This window comes from Anaerostipes sp. MSJ-23, assembly GCF_018918155.1.
Classification (GTDB): domain Bacteria; phylum Bacillota; class Clostridia; order Lachnospirales; family Lachnospiraceae; genus Anaerostipes.
The window spans coordinates 67,642-88,662 of the sequence record NZ_JAHLPY010000008.1 but is presented as its reverse complement, the minus strand read 5'-3'; the positions used below and the strand labels follow the sequence as shown (position 1 = coordinate 88,662).

At 35.7% G+C, this 21,021-nt stretch carries 23 protein-coding genes and 1 pseudogene; 1 reads left to right on the top strand and 23 read right to left on the bottom strand.

Annotation, left to right across the window (positions count from 1 at the left end):
* Positions 1-264 precede the first annotated feature (264 nt).
* From KQI71_RS12490 to mtaB, 14 genes are all read right to left on the bottom strand, one after another.
* Complete coding sequence (locus KQI71_RS12490; protein ID WP_253287981.1) at positions 265-423, bottom strand: helix-turn-helix domain-containing protein; 159 nt, start codon at positions 421-423, stop codon at positions 265-267.
* A 38-nt stretch (positions 424-461) separates the two neighbouring features.
* A complete protein-coding gene (locus KQI71_RS07190; RefSeq protein ID WP_253287980.1) occupies positions 462-1,907 on the bottom strand; it encodes a PucR family transcriptional regulator ligand-binding domain-containing protein in 1,446 nt (481 codons plus the stop codon).
* A 76-nt stretch (positions 1,908-1,983) separates the two neighbouring features.
* On the bottom strand, positions 1,984-3,354 hold the full coding sequence (locus tag KQI71_RS07185; RefSeq protein WP_216435235.1) for an amidohydrolase: 1,371 nt from the start codon (positions 3,352-3,354) through the stop codon (positions 1,984-1,986).
* 16 nt (positions 3,355-3,370) lie between these two features.
* Complete coding sequence (locus KQI71_RS07180; RefSeq protein WP_216435234.1) at positions 3,371-4,060, bottom strand: hypothetical protein; 690 nt, start codon at positions 4,058-4,060, stop codon at positions 3,371-3,373.
* A 13-nt stretch (positions 4,061-4,073) separates the two neighbouring features.
* Positions 4,074-4,817, bottom strand: a complete 744-nt coding sequence (locus tag KQI71_RS07175; RefSeq protein ID WP_216435233.1) for a DUF5058 family protein — start codon at positions 4,815-4,817, stop codon at positions 4,074-4,076.
* 341 nt (positions 4,818-5,158) lie between these two features.
* Positions 5,159-5,791 (bottom strand): RNA polymerase sporulation sigma factor SigK, encoded by a 633-nt coding sequence (gene sigK / locus KQI71_RS07170; RefSeq protein WP_216435232.1) that lies wholly within the window; start codon positions 5,789-5,791, stop codon positions 5,159-5,161.
* Between the two features lie 67 nt (positions 5,792-5,858).
* The gene (locus tag KQI71_RS07165; protein ID WP_216435231.1) at positions 5,859-7,082 is read right to left on the bottom strand and encodes a peptidase U32 family protein; all 1,224 of its coding nucleotides are present in this window, start codon (positions 7,080-7,082) and stop codon (positions 5,859-5,861) included.
* A complete protein-coding gene (locus tag KQI71_RS07160; RefSeq protein ID WP_216435230.1) occupies positions 7,069-7,734 on the bottom strand; it encodes an O-methyltransferase in 666 nt (221 codons plus the stop codon). The genes KQI71_RS07165 and KQI71_RS07160 overlap by 14 nt, the downstream gene beginning before the upstream one ends.
* The gene (locus KQI71_RS07155; protein WP_216435229.1) at positions 7,731-8,132 is read right to left on the bottom strand and encodes a hypothetical protein; all 402 of its coding nucleotides are present in this window, start codon (positions 8,130-8,132) and stop codon (positions 7,731-7,733) included. The genes KQI71_RS07160 and KQI71_RS07155 overlap by 4 nt, the downstream gene beginning before the upstream one ends.
* Positions 8,133-8,159: 27 nt before the next feature.
* Positions 8,160-9,824, bottom strand: coding sequence for a ribonuclease J (locus KQI71_RS07150; protein WP_334300760.1), 1,665 nt, complete (start codon positions 9,822-9,824; stop codon positions 8,160-8,162).
* A gap of 171 nt (positions 9,825-9,995) precedes the next feature.
* A complete protein-coding gene (locus tag KQI71_RS07145) occupies positions 9,996-10,262 on the bottom strand; it encodes a DUF1292 domain-containing protein (protein WP_216435228.1) in 267 nt (88 codons plus the stop codon).
* 6 nt (positions 10,263-10,268) lie between these two features.
* Complete coding sequence (ruvX, locus tag KQI71_RS07140) at positions 10,269-10,697, bottom strand: Holliday junction resolvase RuvX (protein ID WP_216435227.1); 429 nt, start codon at positions 10,695-10,697, stop codon at positions 10,269-10,271.
* 7 nt (positions 10,698-10,704) lie between these two features.
* The gene (locus KQI71_RS07135; protein ID WP_216435226.1) at positions 10,705-10,959 is read right to left on the bottom strand and encodes an IreB family regulatory phosphoprotein; all 255 of its coding nucleotides are present in this window, start codon (positions 10,957-10,959) and stop codon (positions 10,705-10,707) included.
* Positions 10,960-11,044: 85 nt separating this feature from the next.
* Positions 11,045-12,379, bottom strand: a complete 1,335-nt coding sequence (gene mtaB / locus KQI71_RS07130; RefSeq protein WP_216435225.1) for a tRNA (N(6)-L-threonylcarbamoyladenosine(37)-C(2))-methylthiotransferase MtaB — start codon at positions 12,377-12,379, stop codon at positions 11,045-11,047.
* A 95-nt stretch (positions 12,380-12,474) separates the two neighbouring features.
* Between mtaB and KQI71_RS07125 the strand changes: the two genes are divergently transcribed.
* A complete protein-coding gene (locus tag KQI71_RS07125; protein ID WP_216435224.1) occupies positions 12,475-12,708 on the top strand; it encodes a PTS HPr component phosphorylation site in 234 nt (77 codons plus the stop codon).
* Here KQI71_RS07125 and thiI read toward each other — a convergent pair.
* The 9 genes and pseudogenes from thiI to dnaJ all read right to left on the bottom strand — a co-directional run bounded on the left by thiI (position 12,692) and on the right by dnaJ (position 21,003).
* Positions 12,692-13,870 carry a tRNA uracil 4-sulfurtransferase ThiI gene (thiI, locus tag KQI71_RS07120; RefSeq protein ID WP_216435223.1) on the bottom strand — a complete coding sequence of 393 codons (1,179 nt, stop codon included), beginning with the start codon at positions 13,868-13,870 and terminating at the stop codon, positions 12,692-12,694. The genes KQI71_RS07125 and thiI overlap by 17 nt on opposite strands.
* Positions 13,871-13,888: 18 nt before the next feature.
* On the bottom strand, positions 13,889-15,031 hold the full coding sequence (locus KQI71_RS07115) for a cysteine desulfurase family protein (protein WP_216435222.1): 1,143 nt from the start codon (positions 15,029-15,031) through the stop codon (positions 13,889-13,891).
* Position 15,032: 1 nt separating this feature from the next.
* Positions 15,033-15,773 carry a 16S rRNA (uracil(1498)-N(3))-methyltransferase gene (locus KQI71_RS07110; protein ID WP_216435221.1) on the bottom strand — a complete coding sequence of 247 codons (741 nt, stop codon included), beginning with the start codon at positions 15,771-15,773 and terminating at the stop codon, positions 15,033-15,035.
* Between the two features lie 3 nt (positions 15,774-15,776).
* Positions 15,777-16,736: a 50S ribosomal protein L11 methyltransferase gene (prmA, locus tag KQI71_RS07105; protein ID WP_216435220.1), complete on the bottom strand. Its 960-nt coding sequence runs from the start codon at positions 16,734-16,736 to the stop codon at positions 15,777-15,779.
* Between the two features lie 95 nt (positions 16,737-16,831).
* Positions 16,832-17,197, bottom strand: a complete 366-nt coding sequence (locus tag KQI71_RS12485) for a TrkA C-terminal domain-containing protein (RefSeq protein WP_256442130.1) — start codon at positions 17,195-17,197, stop codon at positions 16,832-16,834.
* 90 nt (positions 17,198-17,287) lie between these two features.
* A pseudogene (locus tag KQI71_RS07100) lies at positions 17,288-18,418 on the bottom strand (potassium/proton antiporter); the annotation flags it as partial.
* 90 nt (positions 18,419-18,508) lie between these two features.
* Complete coding sequence (locus KQI71_RS07095; protein ID WP_216435219.1) at positions 18,509-19,234, bottom strand: 4Fe-4S binding protein; 726 nt, start codon at positions 19,232-19,234, stop codon at positions 18,509-18,511.
* A gap of 116 nt (positions 19,235-19,350) precedes the next feature.
* Positions 19,351-19,590, bottom strand: a complete 240-nt coding sequence (locus KQI71_RS07090; protein ID WP_216435218.1) for a hypothetical protein — start codon at positions 19,588-19,590, stop codon at positions 19,351-19,353.
* A 246-nt stretch (positions 19,591-19,836) separates the two neighbouring features.
* On the bottom strand, positions 19,837-21,003 hold the full coding sequence (gene dnaJ / locus KQI71_RS07085; RefSeq protein ID WP_216435217.1) for a molecular chaperone DnaJ: 1,167 nt from the start codon (positions 21,001-21,003) through the stop codon (positions 19,837-19,839).
* Positions 21,004-21,021 lie beyond the last annotated feature (18 nt).

The window sequence follows — 21,021 nt, the reverse complement described above, 5'->3', positions numbered from 1 at the left end:
CTTGTGATGCAGTCTTGCCCTCATGCATGACCTCATATGAGATTTCTGTTCGTCAGACCAGAGATTTGCCCGTGAGTTAGTATGTTCCTCACATCCAGCTTCCTTCAGATTCCATCTCGAGATGACCACCCTTGCCTTCGGCTATATCCTTCCCACTACCGGGCGGATTCGGGACTTTAACCCTTTAGAAACGTGTGCCGCTAGGCGCACAACTAATAAAAGACAGAAGCTTTTTTAATGTTTCTGTCTTTTTTCATTTCTTTTTTACCGTTCTAATTTTAAAAATTGTAATAAAATTTCTGTTTTTAAGCGAGAAATAGAATCTTCCCAATGAATTTCAATTAGATCATTCACTTTTTCAATCCTTTTTCGTATTGTATTAATATGGACATACATTTTTTCTGCTGTAGTACTGTAGTTCATGTTATTTTCTAAATAAACTTTTAAAGTCTTAAAAAGTTCTATATTTTTTCCTCTTTCATAAGCTCTTTATACTGTATTAACAGATGTTCCAATTCATCTTCCGGTATCTCAATCCAAGTTAAAGGACCAAGCATTTCATAATCCCACATCGTCTTTTGTGGCAGAATAATCTTTCCCATTTTTAAAATTTTCCGACATTTCTCTACTTCATCTTTAATATCAAGTAATGTTTTTTCTTCCATAGAAATTCCAAATTTCAATATTACATTTTCAAATTTCTCATGAATATTCTTTTGAAATTCTTTCAATAATTCATAAATAGTTTCTTTTTTCCATTTCTTACCGTATTTTTTTTCAGTTTCCACTAAAATTAATCCATCATTTTCATCTAAAAATGCAAGTTTCCCATGTTTCCCAATTTGAGATTTCTGAAATATTTCAAAAAAAATCTTTCTTTCATTCCTTACATCGAAAAAAGGAGTACTTTGATGAATCATAATATAAATATAGGAAGTATTTATAGAAATCCCCTGAATATTTGCTTGATAAAACAACTTTTTCACATCTTTCTCGCTATAATTCAATGCAAAATGAATAAAGTTTTCAAATCCAATATTTCCCATATTTTCTGCAATCATAATTTGTTCATATACTCCAAGTAATGTTAGAAAGGCAATACGAATAGCAAATTCATCATAATAATCAATAAATTCTCTAGATTCCATTACTACAAAATATGCCTGAGTAATCCCATCCATTATAATGGGAATGGTAATCCAACTAACCCTAGGTCCTTCCATATTTCCAGGATTGATTAAACGAATTCTCGCCATATGAATATAATCACACAAAGTATGTTTTGTATAAGGTGTTGATGGATCCCAGTAATCTCTTTCCTTTAATCCAAAAAATTTTGTAATTCTTTGAAAATTTGGTGAACTATAATAACTCTTTTTTTCTGCAAGGTCATAAAGAAATGCCGGAAATTTCATTTCCACTTCTACTGCTTGTAAAATTTTTCTTATTTTTTGTACTTTATAAGATTGATCTGAAATCTGTATACTATGATTACTATGAATTCGAAATCTTCGAATGGTCCGATTCATCACTGCGGTATTAATCTGACTCATCAATTCCATCCATGGAACTGAAAAAGGCATACGAATTAATGGAATTTCATATTGATCAAATAATTGTATGATATTTTCTGGAATTTCGTCTAGGTAACGTCCACGTTTGATCATCATCGCTGATGTTCCTTGCATACTTCCATTTTGAAATGCATTCTCGATACACTGCGGTTCTTGGTGAATTACATAACCGGAAGAAAGAATTAATTCTTTTCCTTTTGCCCACCTAAGTGCATCTGGTGCCTCCAACAATGTTACTCCCTGTATTTCTTTTTGTAATCCTTTTCTCCCTGCAATTACTTCATATTCTTTAAAATATTCCAGCATCAACAATTCATGAACCGCAATTCCCATGATAAATTCCTCCATTATATAGAAATAAAGCATCCGGTTTCCTTTTACAGGAACCGAATGCCTCTTTGCATATCGATTATGATTCTTCATACATCGGACTATATGTCTCGTTGTTTCGTTCCTTAAATTCTTTCGTGATCTTCTCTAATAGCTGTGGTTTTGTAAATAAATCATAGGCAATTCCTGCTGCAACCTTTGATGCATAAAATGCTCCTTTTTCCCCAATCGTTGTCCCTGCACTAGAAGCCGCCTGCCATGTATGAGGAGAACATCCTATTGGCCAACATGCCGTTGTAAACAAACAAGCCGGCATGATTCTGCTAACATCACCCGTATCTGATGATGCTGTCAACTCACATTCTTTCCACTGATCTCTTGGAGAAACTCCAAAAATCATAGCTTCATTATATACTTGATGAAGATTTTTTTCTTTTTCTATAATACCTTTTTCTACTGTTTTCTGCAACTCTTTTGCAAAAGAAAGTTCTTCTTTTGTATATTTCGGTCCATCTGCTTCAATTAGATTTGCATATGCCAGATCTGCAAACGCAACATTTTCCGAGAATTCACAACACCCACATCCCATCTTGATATCAACTTGCGTTTCTGTCATCATAGCTGCACCTTGTGCGATTTTTTTCAATCTTTCCATAGTGCTTTTTACATCAGACATATGCGGTGCCCTAACAAAATACCAGGCATTTGCTTTATCTGGTACAATATTAGGTGCAAATCCTCCACCATCTGTAGAATAATGAATTCTTGTTTTATCAATAACATGCTCTCTTAAATAATTACTTCCAACACTCATAAGTTCTACAGCATCCAAAGCACTTCGTCCTTGTTCAGGTGCAAACGCTGCATGTGCAGAAATTCCTTTAAAATAAAAATGTGCAGATGCATTAGCAAGATAACCTTTATTATGTGTCATATTTGTATTAGAAGGATGCCATGTAATCGCTGCATCACATCCATCAAACATATGATAATACGCCATTTTTACTTTTCCTGATAAAAGTTCTTCTTCTGGGCATCCATAAAATCGAACCGTTCCCGATATTTTCTCTTTTTCCAGAAATCTCCTTATTGCAACTGCAGCTGTAATAGCAGCAGCTCCAAGCATGTTATGTCCACAGCCATGCCCAGGTGCCCCTTCTTGTACCGCTTCTTTATGTGTACAAGCTTTCTGTGACAACTCCGGCAAGGCATCATATTCCCCAAGAAACGCAATTACCGGTTTCCCAGACCCATATTCCGCAAGAAATGCATGTTCCAAATAGTTATTATTTTCTATAGCAAATCCTTCTTTTGAAAGAATTTCTCTCATATAATCCGCCGAATTTTTCTCTTTTCCAGATAGTTCCGGATGATTCCATAAAGTACGACATACCCTTTGACATAATACTTCCAAATCTTGTACTTCATCATAAATTTCCTGTTTTATCACGTTCTTTTCCTTCTTTCTATGCAGAAACTTTTGTATTTTTCAATGTTGCAAGTCCAATTGCAATGCTAATAAAAACGCATCCTAAGGTTCCAAGCCAATTTGATGCCCCTGGAAGCCAGTTAAAAACTCCCATACCAATTAAAATATATAAAATAATAGCTATAATTACCATAAAAATACTATGTTTTTTCATTTTCATTCCAAATTGAACCAAAAGCGCACCAAATAACGCTGGAAGAAGATAATTTAAAGCTCCCTTTACACTTTCTGGCAACATGGAAAGTACTGATGTTCCAAGAATAGCTCCCACAGTAAGAACTGAAACATTAATGATTATAGAAACTGCCATTCCAAGAGTTGCAATTACAGAACCTTCCTGTGTTCCTGGCTTTACATCTGCTGCAACCTGTGCCATACTGGCACAGGGGATTCTCATGTTAGAAATATTCCCTGATAAAAATGCCATATAAGTTCCCGCAGAACCAACAACTGGAAAATAAGAAATTGGTTCAACAAACCACAAAACTCCGAAAGCACTAGCTCCACTAATAAAAGCAGTCAAAAGTGCTGCTGGTTTTGGAAGAATCCCAAAAACAACAGCAAGAACAACAGCTGGAATAAACGCAACTAGTACACCAACATATCCAGTAAATTTTCCTATTTTATTTACTTTTGGCATATATTCTTCTGTATAAAAATCTTTCATATAATTTTCCCCCTTAAATAATTACTGTTAGAATCATAGATGCAAGAATTGTAATCGTTAATGACCATTCTTTTAGCCATCCAATTTCCTTTTTATTTGCAACAACTGTAAGAACAGCCATAATGATGGCACCAAGGAAACAAGCCAATGCATTTTTTTCTGCACTGCTCATCGTCATTTGATCTGCCTTCTGAAACACGGAATAAACAGGCTTTGCCAAATGGCTAGCACACATCGCAGAAAATACACAAATAACTGCACAAGAAGCAATCGTCGTCAACATTCCTGCATTTCCTTTTGATAATTTATGTTCAATTTTATCCATTTTATTTGCAGAAAATGTTGCAAATAATACCCACCCAATAGAACAAAGAATCATTGTCCATACTGCCATTCCAAAAGCTTCCGGTGTTAATGTATCTGTACCAAGAGTTACACCAATGGCAGATGTTCCAAGTCCTGCTGCAATCGATTCAAACATTACAGATCCGATCATTGACAAACGCATCCATCCAATAGGCCCTCCCACAGAAACAAGTAAGGAAAGCATCCCGCTTAAAACGACAATCGACGGTCCAATGGAAGTCACTACACTACTTTTCATTGCACGCTTCATTTGCGTATCTTTCAGTCCCATCTTCTTTCCTGCACGAAAAGCCCCTCTGGCAAATAATACTGCCTGTATTATAACAAATATCACTGGAATTCCGCATGCAATCCACATCGGAATACTGTTTGCAATTTTCATAGCATCCATTTTTTGTTCCTCCTTCTTTGTATGTCTTATCTTCATGTATACAAGTATCTTACCTTGTTTTTAAAAAAATAAATATGAAAATTTTTTCATTTTTTATATATATAACTGAATTTCTGAAAATTTTTTCATATATTTTAAATAATTAATGAAGATTTTTTCTGTCTGAACATCAAAAAGAACGCCAGGAAGAAAAATTTCCGACGTTCTTTTTATAATAATAGGGAAAGCACAGATGTATTGCCATCTGTGTTCCTTAAAATTTTCATATAAAATTTTGATTTCATACTATCATTATCACATTAAAAAAAAGGACAAGTCTTTATTTAACTTTTCCACTATTCTTATTTTGCGGAGTTTTCTAATTTTTTCTTTAATTTCATTACAGCTTTTTTTTCAATCCTACTAACATAAGAACGGGAAATATGAAGTCTTTTTGCAACTTCTTTTTGAGTTCTTGGTTGTTCTCCATATAACCCATAACGCATAATTAAAGTATCTTTTTCTTTTCCTTCTTCCATTTGGCTAAGAAGTTCATAAATCTTTTCGATTTTTTCTTCTTTATCTATTCTATGAATTAAATCATATTCTTCCATTCCAAGGACATCCAAAAGATGAATTTCTTTTCCTTCTTTATCAACACCAATTGGTTCATATAAAGAAGTATCCTTTGATGTTTTTCTTTCCTGCCTTAACATCATCAATAGTTCATTTTCAATACATCTTGATGCATATGTTACAAGCCGGTGTCCCTTTTTTATATCATAGGTATTCACTGCTTTAATCAGTCCTATCGTTCCAACCGATATCATATCATCCTTTTCCCGATCAAAATTATGATATTTCTTTACAATATGTGCAACCAGTCGGAGGTTATGTTCCACCAGCAGATTTCTTGCTTTTCGATCTCCTTGATGGCTTAGCTTCAGATAATATTGTTCTTCCTCAGGTGAGAGTGGTTCCAGAAACGCTTGCAAAAGAAAAGCACCCTTCTAAGCCTTTTTATCATACTATGAAAAATGGCATCGAAAAGTGCTTTTCCTCTTATTCTTTTCTTCGAAGCAAATATCCGTCTTTGATTTCTTCTCCAAAGTCTACATAAACCATCTGTTTTGGATGTGGAGCAGATTCCATTGCTCTTCCATCTTCGTCTTCAATAGCTTTTACAACTACCTGCTTATTGGTTCCATCCGGAATCATAACTTCAACTGTTTCACCCACTGAAAATTTATTTTTCTGTTCTAAAAGTGCATATCCTTTTTCATTATGTCCCTGAACAATTCCTAAATACGTATAATTTTTAATATACGTATTATTATCATAAATCTGTGAATTTTCATCCGTCTTTCCGAAATAAAATCCTGTTGTGAACTGACGATACGTACATTTTGCAATTTCTTCTTTATAATAATCCATATTTGCTTTGTATTTTTCTACAGATTCTTTACAATCATCAATCGCTTTTCTGTAAGTTCTTGCCACAGTTGCTACATAAAGCGCTGTCTTCATACGTCCTTCTACCTTCAAGCTGTCGATTCCAGCATCCAGAATCTGATCAATATATTCAATCATATTCAAATCTTTGGAATTAAAAATATATGTTCCTCTTTCATTCTCATAAACCGGCATATATTCACCTGGTCTCGTCTGTTCCATAACAGAGTACTTCCAACGACATGGATGCGTACATTCTCCACTGTTTGCATTTCGCCCTGTAAAGTAATTGCTTAACAGACATCTTCCAGAATGTGAAATACACATAGCTCCGTGAACAAAAGATTCGATTTCCATGTCATCCGGAATATGTGCACGAATTTCCTTAATTTCTTCCAGTGATAATTCTCTTGCAGATACAACACGAGAAGCTCCCTGATCATACCAAAATTTATAAGTTGCATAATTAGTACTGTTAGCCTGAGTACTAATATGACGATCAATATCAGGACAAACTTCTTTTGCTATCATAAAGACTCCTGGATCTGAAATAATCAATCCATCTGGCTTAATTTCAGCTAATTCCTTAAAATATTCCCTGATTCCTTCCAAATCTTCATTATGTGCTACAATATTTGCTGTAATATAAACTTTTACTCCATGTTCATGTGCAAATGCAACTCCTTTTTTTACATCTTCCATAGAAAAATTTTTCGCCTTTGCACGTAATCCATACATTTCTCCACCAATATATACGGCATCTGCACCATATAAAACAGCGACTTTTAAAACTTCCAGATTACTCGCCGGAATCAGTAATTCAATGTTTCTCATTTTTCTCTCCTGTTTTTAGACTGATGGCAACCCCATCTCCTACCGAAAGAATGGTTGTCTCCAACTGTTTGTGATTTTTAATTGTATATAAAAAATCCCGCATACGTTTATGAATCGTTCGGTCTCTTCTCTCAACCGCATAACGGGATCTGGCAATATCTCCATCTTGTAGAACATTATCTGAAATTAATAACCCCTCTGGTGCAAGAAGTCTTAACACATCTTCTAGAAAATGAATATATTGTCCTTTGGCTGCATCAATAAAGATTAGATCAAAAACACCATCCAGGCTTTTTAAAATTTCAATGGCATCTCCCTCAAGAAGGGTAATCATTTGTTCTTTATGCATTTTCTTAATATTTTCTTTTGCCTGCTTGATTCTCTTTTCATTGCGTTCGATCGTAACGATCGTTCCGCCTTCTGGCTGATATTCGTTCATATAAAGAGAAGAAAATCCCACAGCTGCACCAACTTCCAGGATTTTCATCGGTTTCTTCAATAAAACCATCATTTTCAGCAATTCTTTTGTCTCCGGTTTTACAATCGGTACATGCTGTTTTCTGGCTTCATATTCAATCGTATTTAATTCTTCTTTCTTCTCTTCTTTAATCAAGGAACGAAGATAAGCCGTAATATTCTCATCTACGATCATTGCAGTATCTCCTTTGTCTCCTGTTCTCCACATAAAACTGCCATAATATCATCCATCCCTTGCGATTGATAAAACTGATATTTCCCAGCAAGAAATGTCTTATTCCTAAATTTTGAAAAATGCTTTCGAACAAGAAAACGGTAAGTTCCATAAATCAGTTTTTTCTTTTTTAACTGTTCGGCAACTTCTTTGTCAGAATCCGACTTTGTAACAACAATCTCAATTGCTTGTTTTCCATTGCTGTTATAAGCCGGATTTGAAAAAGTCTCTTCTGCGACAAAATAAGTCCCATAGAATATGCCGAAAATTGCACATATAATCATGACCCTAATCAATGTTTTTATAAAAAGCAAAAAAGAATCCGACTGATATATTTTTTTGTCTACCTTATTCTGCATATTCCTGTACACCTCTTAAGCCCCTAATCAGACTTCCGTAATAATCGGAAGGATCATTGGATTACGCTTTGTACGCTTCCAGATGTAATTGCTTAAAGCATCTTTAATACTTGTCTTAATTCTTGCCCAGTCTGTAATATTACGATCCATGCAGTCTTCCACGGCTTCCAGCACCACATCTCGTGCACCTTCCATCAAAGACTCTGATTCTCTAACATATACAAATCCACGAGATACAATATCTGGTCCTGCCAAAATCTGATTTCCATGTTTTTGTAACGTCACTGTCGCAATGATTAGACCATTTTGTGATAACATCTTACGATCATTTAATACGATATTACCAACATCACCAACACCAAGTCCATCAACAAGGATTCCTCCTGCCTGAACTTTTCCTGTCACTTTTCCCTGACGCTTGTTAAGTTCCAAAACATCTCCTTCAGATAAAACAAAGACATTTTCTTTTGGAATTCCCATTTCCACCGCCAGTTCTTTATGACGCATCAAATGACGATATTCTCCATGAACTGGGATTGCATACTTTGGTTTTGTCAGAGCATACATCAAACGAAGTTCTTCCCGACATGCATGTCCAGAAACATGTGTATCCTGAAATACAACTTTAGCACCTTTGATTGCTAGCTCATTCATGATTTTAGAAACATTTTTTTCATTTCCAGGAATTGGACTGGAACTAAAAATGATCGTATCAGATGGTACGATCGATACTTTTCTGTGAGTTGAGTTTGCCATGCGGGACAAAGCAGCCATCTGCTCGCCCTGACTTCCTGTTGTAATTAAAACAATCTGATCATCCGGATAATTCTTAATTTCATCCGTTTCAATTAATGTATTTTTTGGAATTTTAATATATCCAAGTTCCGAAGCAGTAGTAATAATGTTTACCATGCTTCGTCCTTCTACTGCAACTTTTCTTCCATATTTATGTGCAGAATTAATAATATGCTGCACACGATCAACATTTGATGCAAAAGTTGCAATAATCATACGTCCCTTTAGGTGTTCTGCAAAAATACCATCCAGACGTCTTCCTACATTCTTTTCCGATAACGTATAACCTTGACGTTCTGCGTTCGTGCTATCGGCCATAAGCGCAAGAACTCCCTTGCTGCCAAGTTCTGCAAAACGTGCTAAATCAATTGCTTCACCAAATAGTGGTGTATGATCAACTTTAAAATCTCCAGTATGAATGATTACTCCTGCTGGCGTTGTAATCGCAAGTGCCGCAGCATCTGCGATACTGTGATTCGTCTTAATAAATTCGACTTCAAATACGCCAAGTTTTACTTTATCACCATGAGATACGATATTCTTCTGAACCATACCAGAAATTCCGTGTTCTTTTAATTTATTATCAATCAACGCCATTGTAAGCTTTGTCGCATAAATTGGAACATTTAATTCCTTCTCAAAATATGGAATAGCACCAATATGGTCTTCATGTCCATGAGTAATAACCAGTCCCCGAATCTTCTTTGCGTTCTCTTTTAAATATGTGATATCTGGAATGACTAAATCAATTCCAAGCATATCCTCATCTGGAAATGCGAGTCCACAGTCCACGATCAATATCTGGTTATTACACTCAAATGCTGTAATATTCATACCAATCTGCCCAAGACCACCTAGTGGAATAATCTTTACCGAACTTGGTTTTCTTCTTGGCACACCGTTTCGGCGTCTTGGCTGATAATGATTTTTACCGTTATACGTTCTTCTTTCCTTTGTATTACTATTATTAGTATTCGTTTCTTTTTTTTGTTTTACCTGCTGTCTTTGTTGTTGTTGATTGTCTCTCAAAATTTTCCTCCATGTTCTTCCGGTCTGACAATCGATTGTTTATAAACTCACTTCAAAATCATCGGTTAATTCATTAAAAATTCCTGAAATCATTTTCAGTTCTTCATCATCCTCTACAAATTCATAGGATACGAAGTCATCTTCCAATTCTACTTCTTTCATAATCATGACAACCCCATCATCTTGCATGGAATCTGCTACTAAAAGATAATTGTTTCCTGCAAGTGTTGTCTGTTCGATAACAAATAGTTCAATCTCATTCCCGTCATCATCGAAAAGCTGAATCTTATTTTCATTCTTTCCCATTTCATCCTATCCTTTCTTTAGGGAATTCAGATATCCCTGTAATATAAATGAGGCGGCAATCTGATCGATTACTTCTTTACGATTTTCGCGTCTTACACCGCTTTCCATCAACACTCTTTCCGATGCAACCGTCGTAAGCCTTTCATCCCATAAAATGACTTCAAGTCCTGTACGACGCACTAAAGCATCACGGAAATCTATGGTTGCTTCTCCCCGCTCTCCGATCGTATTGTTCATATTTTTTGGCAATCCAAGAACAATCTTGTCTACTTCATATTCTTTTGCCAGCGCTTCAATTCTCGCATAAGTCTTTCGAAGTTTATTCGGATCCTTGCGCGTAATTGTCTCAAGCGGCTGTGCCGTTAGTCCAAGTTCATCACTTAAAGCGACTCCAACTGTTTTGGTCCCATAATCTAAGCCTAATATTCTCTTCATAAAAGATTTACCTTAACTTCGTTTCAATATAGTTTTCAAACAAAGCTTCTATGATCTCATCGCGTTCTACCTTGTTAATAATACTTCTTGCATTATTATGACTGGTAATATATGTTGGATCTCCTGACATAATATACCCAACCATTTGATTGACTGGGTTATATCCTTTTTCCTGTAGTGCTTCATACACACGTGCCAGAATCATGTGTACGTCCAGTTCTTCTTTTACAACTGAAAAATGCTGTGTATGATTGTTATCCATAGTTATCACGTCCCTTTCATATATAACTTTATTCTAATATAAAAAAATTAAAATATCAATGGTAAACCGGAAATTTCACATGTACTTAACAATTTCCCTGTGCAGATACGATTTCTCCTTCTACATATCCATCTTTTGAAATTTGTTTTAAAACGGCATGAATAATCTGATTTTCCAGTGGAACTTCGCTCTGAACAGCTGTTTTTATATACTCTCTTGTATGCCCAATGTACCATCCATCTCTTCCATGCAAAGCCTCTTCAATCAGGATTTCTTTTGGTTGTCCCAACTGCTTGTTTTCAAAATCTTTTTGATGCATCTTTGACATAGCAAGTAAAACACTGCTTCTCTTAGCTTTTTCTTGATCATTTACCTGATGATCCATCTGTGCTGCTTTTGTTCCTTTTCGTTTCGAATATTTAAAAATATGCATTTCATAAAGATTAATTTCTTCTAAAAATTTCTCTGTCTGTTCAAATTCTTCTTGTGTTTCCCCCGGAAATCCAACAATAATATCTGTAGTCAATGCCGGATCCTTAAAATATTTCCGTAGTAATTTACATTTTTCTTTAATTTCTTTGGTCGTATATCGACGATTCATTCGCTTTAATACCGTATCGCATCCACTTTGCAAAGATAAATGAAAATGTGGACAAAAATTTTCCATAGCACTCAGCCTCTTTACTACATCTTCTGTAATAAAACCAGGTTCCAAAGAACCAAGACGAATTCTCTTTACGCCTTCGATCTGCCCAATTTTTTCTAAGAGATCAATCAACGAAATATTCTCAAGATCTTTTCCATAAGATGTCACGTGAATTCCTGTAATGACAAATTCCTGACACCCTTTCTTTGCTAATTCTTCAATCTCACAAAGAACTTCCTCTTTTTTCCTACTGCGTACTCTTCCTCTTGCATAAGGAATAATACAATAAGAACAAAACTGATTACATCCATCTTGTACTTTAATATAGGCTCTCGTATGGGTCTCAAGATGATCAATAGATAACGTTTCATATTCTTTATCTGATGCAATATCCTCTACTTCAAGATCTGCATCATCATTAGGAACATAGTCTGAAAGAATTTTGATCAGTTCCTTTTTTTTATTATTTCCAATAATCAGATCAATATTTTCATCTTTTGCTAGTTCTTCTTTCCCAACCTGAGCATAACACCCTACAGCGACTACCACTACATGAGAATTTTTCTTTCTTGCACGGTGGAGCATCTGCCTTGATTTTCGTTCCGCCATGTTCGTTACTGAACAGGTATTGACGATATAAATGTCTGCCGGCTCCTTCGCATCTACCATGATCACACCTGCTTTTTCCAGCATTCCGCTCATAGCATCTGTCTCATACTGATTGACTTTACACCCCAGCGTAACAATCGCCGCTTTCTTTCCCTGTAAATTCATAAAATTCCCTTTCTATTGACTTTTTTTTAAAATGCGAGTACACTATCTCCATAATAATGTCAGGAATAAACAATATACATATAAGGAGATTATCTATGTGTGACACATTAATCAAGCTGAACTCCATTAAAGAACTCCATTCTTTCGTGGATATTATTGACCGATATCCAGGCAGTTATGAAATCGCTGCTGGACCTTATGTTGTCGATGCAAAGTCACTGATGAGTCTTTTAAGCCTGGATCTTACCAGGCCATTAAAACTCACCGTTACTTCTAATTTCGAAGATGAAATTCTTCAACAGATCAAGCCATTTATTTTACAGAAATAATTTCTGTAGAATCGATGGCTTTTTTCATTAAGTCATCAATTACATCATCCAGTTTCTGTTCCGATTTCCGAATTCTGTTTAAATTACCCTTTGTAACTGGGTGTTTGGCAACAAAAATCGTACAGCAATCTTCAAATGGCTGAATTGAAGTTTCAAATGTTCCGATTTTTTCTGCAATATCAACAATTTCTTGTTTATCCATTCCAATACAAGGACGGAAGACTGGCATATGGCATACTTCATTTGTAATTGCCAGATTATGAATTGTCTGACTTGCCACCTGTCCAATACTTTCTCCCGTAATTAATGCAAGAGATTCTCCCTCGTTTGCAAAATGCTCTGCAATTTTCATCATATATCTTCTCATAATGATTGTTAGCTCATCGTGCGGGCATTTTTCATAAATTGCCAGCTGAATATCCGTAAAGTTTACAACATGCAAATTGATTGGCCCTGCATATTTAGCAACAATCTTCGCAAGATCCACTACTTTTTGTTTTGCACGTTCACTTGTATACGGAGGTGCATGAAAATAAGTTGCATCAATGCGTACTCCTCTTTTGGCAATCATATATCCTGCAACCGGACTATCAATTCCGCCAGATAAAAGAAGCATAGCTTTTCCATTCGTTCCTACTGGCATTCCACCTGGTCCTTTAATTTCCTGAGAATAAATATAAATATATTTACGTACCTCAATATTTACCATTACATCTGGATGATGGACATCTACACGAACTCCGTCAAATGCTTCCAAAATCTTTTCTCCGATGTCCATGTTTAATTCCATGGAATTCATTGGAAACTGCTTATCTCCTCTTCTTGCATGAACTTTAAATGTAAAATCTTTGACTGGATACTGCTCATCGATAAAATTAAGAACAGTTTTTCTTAAATGATCAATATCTTTTGTCTCTTCAATGATCATTGGACAAATTCCTACAATTCCAAAGACTTTCTGTAAAGCCTCTACCGCTTCATCATAATCAAAATCTCCACGTCCTTCAACAAACATACGTCCAGATTCTTTTCTTACTTCAAATTCACCTACCGGTTTCATTGCAAAACGAATCTGACGCATTAGGGCGTCTTCAAACATGTATCTGTTTTTTCCTTTGATGGCAATTTCGCCATACTTAATCAAAAAGGCTGTTACCTTCATGTATTCACTCCTTCTCTTTTATCTTCTTACAAATTTACGAAGCATTGGAACAAGTTCCTTTAATACCTCAATTGTTTCATCAACTTCTTCTTTTGTATTCTCTATAGAAAAGCTAAAACGCAAAGTTCCATCTTTATACTCATCTGCAAGTGCAATTGCATTTAATGTGCCGCTGACAACCTGTTTTTTATTCGAGGAACATGCAGATCCTGAAGATACATAAATTCCTCTATCTTCCAACGCATGCAGCAATACCTCACTTCGAATTTTCTTAAAACTGATGCTCGCAATATGTGGTGCCTGACCAGAATTATCTTTTATATCTTCAATTTCTTTTATTCTCTCCTGAAAATACTCTTTTACTTCGCGAATCCTTTGTGCATTTTCATAATCATTTTTTATCATTTTTTCACATGCACAAGCAAGTCCTACAATTCCAGGTACATTTTCTGTTCCAGAACGCATTCCCTTTTGCTGTCCACCGCCAAAAATAATTGGTTGAATTTTTGTTCCTTCTTTTATATACAGAAAGCCAATTCCTTTTGGTCCGTGAATTTTATGCCCGCTCATAGAAAGCAGATCTATTTTTAAATTTTTTGGAATAATCGGCATTTTACCATACGCCTGAATTGCATCCACATGAAAAATTGTTTCTGGATTTTTTTCTTTGATGATCTTTCCAGCTTCCTCGATTGGTTCTATTGCACCAATCTCATTATTGATCATCATACAAGATACAAGGATTGTATCTTCCCGTATTGCATTTTTTAACTGTTCCAGATCAATAATTCCCTCTGCAGTCACATCAAGATATGTAATCTCAAATCCTTGCTCACAAAGCCATGCAATCGGTTCATAAACAGATGCATGTTCAATTTTTGTTGTAATAATATGTTTCCCTTTTCTCTGATTAGCCAGAGCTGTTCCGATCAGTGCTGTATTGTTTGACTCTGTTCCTCCAGAAGTAAATAAAATTTCCTTTGGTTTTGCCTTTAATGTTTTAGCAATAACCTCCTGCGCTTTTTTTACAAGATTCTCAGCTTCCATTCCCTTCATATGTTTTGCAGATGGGTTCCCATAAGAACTTTCCATGGCATCCTGCATGACTTTCACAACTTCAGGAAATACTCTTGTTGTCGCTGCATTATCAAAATAAATCATTTTATGCCTCCTCCAATGTAAACATTAGAATCGATAACATGGTCATACCAGCAGTCTCTGTACGCAAAATTCTCTTTCCAAGCGTCAATGTCTTTCCGCCCACCTGTTTTGCAGCCTCAATCTCTGTCTTTTCAAAACCACCTTCTGGCCCAATCATGATCCCAATCGATTTTTTCCCTGGTACTTTTTTTATAAGCTCTCTAGAATAGGCAATGCCTCTTTCTTCTTCATAAGGAACTAATAACAAATCAAGATTTTCTGCTTCTTTTAATACTTGTGTATAATCAAGAACTTTCGAAACCTTTGGTATCATTCCCCTCTTTGATTGTTTTGCTGCGCTAAGAGCAATCAAATTCCAGCGTTTTACCTTTTTATCTGCCTTTTTTTCATCTAATTTTACAACACAGCGTTTCATTCTCACCGGAACGATCTTACTTACACCAAGTTCCACAGCTTTCTGAATAATGAATTCCATTTTATCACCTTTAGGAAGTGCTTGATATAAAATAATCTCTGCCGGAAGTTCCGTCTCCATTCCGTGCACATCAAAAATTTCCGCTTCTATTTGTTTTTCACCTAGTTCTTTTAGTTCACATTCATATTCCAGACTGTTTTCACAGCTTATAAAAATCCTGTCACCTGTTTTCATTCGAAGAACATTTTTTATATGATTAACATCCTCTCCAACAATCCATACAGATCCATCATGAATCTGATCTTCTTTTACAAAAAAACGATACATAGGCTACCTCTTCTTGGCAGTCATAGAAACCCAGTCTTTCATTCTTCTTGTTTCTATAATTCTAAATCCATAAGTTTCCAGTTTCTGTGAAATTTCTTCTTCCTTTGTATCAATAATTCCAGAAATAACAAAAACACCATCTTCAGTTAAAAACTGATCAACAATCTCAATCAATGGAGAAATAACATCTGCAAGAATGTTAGCAACTACCACCGGATAACATTTTTCTCCCAAAGATTTTGCAAATTGTGCATCATCCAAAACATTTCCCTGATAAAGATCATACTGATCTTGTGAAATATGATTTACTTCAAAGTTTTCTTTTGAAGCTATCATCGCATTTGGATCAATATCTGTCAGCACTGCATGATTGGCTCCAAGTTTCAGCCCAATCACTGATAAAATTCCACTTCCGCATCCAATATCTAAAATCTTTGTATTTTCTTTTATATAGGGTTTCATACCTTCTATACAAAGTTTTGTTGTTTCATGGGAACCGGTTCCAAAGGCTGTTCCTGGATCAATTTCCACAACGATCATATCGTCACTAACATGATCCAGTGTCTCCCAAGTTGGTTTGATGATGATTTGCTCATCTAACTGAATTGGTTTGAAAAATTTCTTCCAGTTATTTACCCAGTCTTCCTCTTTTGTCTTTCCAAAAGAAATACGTCCTTCTCCAATATCCATAAACCCGCTTAAACGCTGAAGCATCGCCTGAATATCCATTGTAATCTTTTCTAGATTTTCATTTTCATCAAAGTAACAGTGGATCTTTGCCGTTCCATCATCTGGTGCTATTTCATCTGGCAAAAGATCGACATACATTACTTTCTTTTCTTCCTCTGTCAAAGTCACATGATCTTCTACTTCCACACCAGCCGCTCCAAGCTGTGTTAGTTCATAACTAATCATATCTTCTGCAGATGTCAATGTATGAATTGTAATTTTATTCCATCCCATAAGATTTTTGGCTCCTTTGTCTTCTTTTCCTATTCTTCGAATTTACAACGTATCAATTAGTTAGTGTAACATAGAACCATGGGAAGCACAAGTCTCTAGTTATATATTACAAGGATATCTCCCTCTTGAATAGTTGTATTTCCTTTCGGTATAATATTGCGATCTTCTCTTTTAATCATAGCAACCAATACATGGTCTTCAAGGTCAAGTTCGCTGATCTTTCTATCTTTCCACGGATGATCTTTTCCTATTGTTTCTTCTTTCAATTCAATGTCATGAACAGATTCATATCCAGGTACGCTTAAAACAACATCATCTCCAGCAAGAATCCTTGTATCTCCTTTTGGAATCATTGTTTCATCACCTCTACGAATAACCATGGCAAGAGAATCGGTTGGAAGACTTACATCTTTTAACAAATGATTTTCCCAGTTATGTCCTTTTGAAATATGAAGCTGCATCAGAGTCATAGAAGAATCTTCCTGATAATCTGTAAACGTATTTAATACATTATTTTCTTCATCAATAAGCCCAAGCTTTTCTGCCACCCATGGAAGCAACGTTCCCTGAATCGCAACCGAAAGGATTGCAAGACCAAAAACAATATGAAAAACATTACTTTTTGTTTCTAGACCGCTAACGGATACAATAATGGCAAACACAATAGCAGAAGCCCCACGAAGTCCAGCCCAAGAAATGAAAATTTTTTCTTGAATGGAATATTTTCTTCCTGTTAATAAAAAAACAGCAACCGGTCTTGCAACCAAAGTAAGGAATAATACAATAATCACTGTTTGTGGCAAAGAATGAAACATTTGTGATGGAAAAGAAAGAAGGCCTAACAAAAAGAAGGCTGTCATCTGTGCAAGCATTGTAATATTATCAAAAAAATGTACAATATCTGCTTTATGTTTTGATTTCGTATTTCCCATGATCAAACCTGTCAAATAAACAGAAAGAAATCCATTTCCACCTAAAAATGCTGCCATACTATAAGAAACAAGAGCTACTGCTAATGTAAAAATAGAATCAAAACCATCTGCATAAAATTTAAATTTTCAAATAACTCTCGGTGCTGCTACACCAACGATTACTCCAACAGCAATTCCCATAATAAGCTGTAATACAATCATACTTCCAAGGGATTGAAGTTTACCCCCTTTCATAATTGTAATGGCTATCATAGTAAGCATATAAGCAAATGGATCATTACTGCCGCTTTCAATCTCAAGCATTGGCGCAAGATCTCCTTGAAGATTTAAATTTTTTGATCGGAAAATAGAAAATACAGAAGCTGCATCTGTACAACTTACCACTGATCCAATCAAAAAACTTTCTGTAAAAGCAATATGAAGTATATAATGACAGCAAAGGCATACAAGAGCAGAAGTCATAACAACTCCTGCAGTCGATAAAAGCAGTGCTCTTGGTGCTGCCACCCTGGCATGCTTCCAGCTGGTTGAATATCCTCCATAAAACATAATAAATACAAGCGCTGCCGTACAAATCGTCTCGGCAAGTTCAAAATTACTAAACGCAATCTTAAAAATACCCTCCGTTCCAAATAACATTCCAAGTACCATAAATATTAAAAGACTTGGAACTCCAAGTTTTCCAGAAATTCTGTTTAAAAAAATGCAGAGGAACAATACGACTGCACAGATTAAAAAAGATAAATTCATGATTCTCCCTCCAAATAAAAGAACAACCGGCGAAGAATTTTACCCTTCGTCGGCTGTTTTCCTGTCTATTTTATTTTAACATAATTTTCTTTATGCTTCCAGTATTTTCCCATCAATTGAGATTGTTACAACCTGCCATGGAAGGAATTTTCCTGAATTTTGAATTGCCTGTTTGGCTGCGTTTTCAAGCCCTCCACAACACGGCACTTCCATTCGGACGATTGTAACGCTTTTAATATCATTTTGCGCAATAATTTCTGTTAATTTTTCAGAGTAATCAACATCATCCAGCTTTGGACAGCCAATAAGTGTTATCTTATGTTTTATAAATTCTTGATGAAAATTTGCATAAGCATATGCAGTACAGTCTGCTGCAATCAAAAGATTGGCATTCTGAAAATACGGCGCATGAATTGGAACAAGTTTGATCTGAACTGGCCACTGACCAAGCATAGATGTTGGTTTTGCTGATGAAATTTCCTCTGTCTGTGTTTCCTTATGATTCATCATACGCATTCTAGTTCCAGGACAGCCTGTAAATGCAGGAGCCTTTTTTCCCAAATTCTTTTGTTCTTCTTTCTTTTTCATATTTGCTTCTACTGCTTTTCTGTCATAAGCTGCTGCCTCCCTTTCTATAAAAGAAATTGCATTGGTTGGACAGCCAGGAAGACAATCTCCAAGACCATCGCAATAATCATCTCTTAATAACTTTGCCTTTCCATTGACCATACCAATGGCACCTTCATGACAAGCCTCAGCACAAAGCCCACATCCATTACATTTATCTTCATCAATATGAATAATTTTACGAATCATACTTTTCTCCTTCTTTTTTTATTTCTTCTGACATTGTCATTATAAAAAAACAAAGGAAGAAAGTCTGTTGTTTTTACAACGAAATTTAAATTTTTTTATGATTTGTTTTTTATTTTTTAAAAACTTAATTCTCTATACCTTTTTTGGATCATACGAACAATCTGGTGCAGCGGAAGGTGTTTCCTCTGATTGACCTCTTCTCGGATCATTTCTCTGATTGCTGCTTCTTTGGCATCTTTCGCTGATTTATAAATACCAATTTGAGCAAAATCATCCTGATGTTGACTTAACTTTTTCTTTAATGTATAATGATTTTCTTTTTTTTCAATATAATATGCTTCTTTTAAATGCATCATTGATCCATCTCCTTTCTTACTTTCTGAGGTTTTCCAGATTATTGGTATTATATACCTTCTGCTTTCTCCATTTGTTTAAAAAATATAATTTCTTTTTTAAAATTCCCTTAACACTTCTTTATACTGTATACAATACTACTTTTTTAATCGATTTGATACCAAAATCTGATAATTTATTGTTTTTCTTTTGGTACAAAAAAAGATAACAGGAAAACTATATACTTTCCTGTTATCTTTCTATCTTTTTTATTTTTTGAATTTATCAAAAAAGCCTTTATGCTCTTTATGATCTTTATGTTCCTCTTTTTTCTTAGGAACTTCTCCCATTGCTTCCTGGAACTTCTGAAGAGCCGCTCTCTGTTCTCCGCTTAAATGTTCCGGTACTTGTACGACAAGCGTTACATAATGATCTCCACGAACATTTTTATTCCTTACAAGAGGTACACCTTTTCCTTTTAAGCGCACTCTTGTATCTGTCTGCGTTCCTGGTTTAACTGTATATTCATATGGTCCATCTACAGTTGGAATTTGAATGGTTGCTCCAAGAGCTGCTTGTGTAAAGGAAATTGGCTCTGTCGAATAAATATTTGTATCCTGTCTCTGGAATTTTGGATGACGCTGTACAATAACTTCCACGAGAAGATCTCCCCGAGGTCCTCCATTAATACCAGGTTCTCCTTTTCCTCTAATACGAATACTCTGTCCATTATCAATTCCCGCTGGTACGGTGACTTCAATTGTCTTACGGCTACTTGTATAACCTGTTCCGTGACAAGATGTACATTTTTCTTTGATGACCTTTCCTGTTCCACTACACTGAGGACATGTCTGAACATTCTGAACCGTTCCAAACATTGACTGCTGTGTAAAGACAATCTGTCCACGGCCACCGCATTTTGGACATGTTTCTGGTTTCGTTCCAGGTTTAGCACCTGTTCCATGACAAGATGTACATTCATCTTTTAATGTAATCTCAATCTTCTTTGTTGTACCAAAAACAGCTTCTTCAAATGTTACATGAATCCGCGCACGTACATGAGCACCTTGTGCTGGACGGTTTTGCTGTCTTGCACCGCCACGCGCGCCACCTCCAAACATTCCTCCGAAAAGATCACCAAAGATGTCACCCATGTCACCACCAAAGTCAAAACCGCCAAAGCCGCCTCCTTGGAAACCGCCTCCCTGCTCAAAGGCAGCATGACCAAATTGGTCATACTGCGCTTTTTTCTCATGATCACTTAATACTTCATAAGCTTCGGAAGCTTCCTTAAATTTTGCTTCTGCTTCTTTATCTCCAGGGTTTGTATCCGGATGATATTTTTTTGCGAGTTTTCGGTAGGCTTTTTTTATTTCTGCATCAGAAGCGTTACGATCAACACCTAACACTTCATAATAATCTCTTTTTTCTGCCATGATCGTCTACCTTTTCTA

Excerpts from the sequence above, each read along its gene's own strand:
- KQI71_RS07175 (WP_216435233.1), bottom strand. The coding sequence starts at position 4,817 with ATGGATGCTATGAAAATTGCAAACAGTATTCCGATGTGGATTGCATGC.
- KQI71_RS07135 (WP_216435226.1), bottom strand. The coding sequence starts at position 10,959 with ATGGATAACAATCATACACAGCATTTTTCAGTTGTAAAAGAAGAACTG.
- KQI71_RS12490 (WP_253287981.1), bottom strand. The coding sequence starts at position 423 with ATGAACTACAGTACTACAGCAGAAAAAATGTATGTCCATATTAATACA.
- KQI71_RS07115 (WP_216435222.1), bottom strand. The coding sequence starts at position 15,031 with ATGATTTATTTTGATAATGCAGCGACAACAAGAGTATTTCCTGAAGTT.
- KQI71_RS07165 (WP_216435231.1), bottom strand. The coding sequence starts at position 7,082 with ATGAGAAACATTGAATTACTGATTCCGGCGAGTAATCTGGAAGTTTTA.
- prmA (WP_216435220.1), bottom strand. The coding sequence starts at position 16,736 with ATGGGATGGAATAAAATTACAATTCATACATTGACATCTGCAGAAGAT.
- ruvX (WP_216435227.1), bottom strand. The coding sequence starts at position 10,697 with ATGAAGAGAATATTAGGCTTAGATTATGGGACCAAAACAGTTGGAGTC.
- KQI71_RS07125 (WP_216435224.1), top strand. The coding sequence starts at position 12,475 with ATGTGTGACACATTAATCAAGCTGAACTCCATTAAAGAACTCCATTCT.
- KQI71_RS07160 (WP_216435230.1), bottom strand. The coding sequence starts at position 7,734 with ATGATCGTAGATGAGAATATTACGGCTTATCTTCGTTCCTTGATTAAA.
- KQI71_RS07090 (WP_216435218.1), bottom strand. The coding sequence starts at position 19,590 with ATGATGCATTTAAAAGAAGCATATTATATTGAAAAAAAAGAAAATCAT.
- dnaJ (WP_216435217.1), bottom strand. The coding sequence starts at position 21,003 with ATGGCAGAAAAAAGAGATTATTATGAAGTGTTAGGTGTTGATCGTAAC.
- KQI71_RS07110 (WP_216435221.1), bottom strand. The coding sequence starts at position 15,773 with ATGTATCGTTTTTTTGTAAAAGAAGATCAGATTCATGATGGATCTGTA.
- KQI71_RS12485 (WP_256442130.1), bottom strand. The coding sequence starts at position 17,197 with ATGCAGCTTCATATTTCAAAAGGACATAACTGGGAAAATCATTTGTTA.
- KQI71_RS07155 (WP_216435229.1), bottom strand. The coding sequence starts at position 8,132 with ATGCAGAATAAGGTAGACAAAAAAATATATCAGTCGGATTCTTTTTTG.
- KQI71_RS07180 (WP_216435234.1), bottom strand. The coding sequence starts at position 4,060 with ATGAAAGATTTTTATACAGAAGAATATATGCCAAAAGTAAATAAAATA.
- thiI (WP_216435223.1), bottom strand. The coding sequence starts at position 13,870 with ATGAAGGTAACAGCCTTTTTGATTAAGTATGGCGAAATTGCCATCAAA.
- KQI71_RS07145 (WP_216435228.1), bottom strand. The coding sequence starts at position 10,262 with ATGGGAAAGAATGAAAATAAGATTCAGCTTTTCGATGATGACGGGAAT.
- mtaB (WP_216435225.1), bottom strand. The coding sequence starts at position 12,379 with ATGAATTTACAGGGAAAGAAAGCGGCGATTGTTACGCTGGGGTGTAAA.
- KQI71_RS07095 (WP_216435219.1), bottom strand. The coding sequence starts at position 19,234 with ATGATTCGTAAAATTATTCATATTGATGAAGATAAATGTAATGGATGT.
- KQI71_RS07190 (WP_253287980.1), bottom strand. The coding sequence starts at position 1,907 with ATGGGAATTGCGGTTCATGAATTGTTGATGCTGGAATATTTTAAAGAA.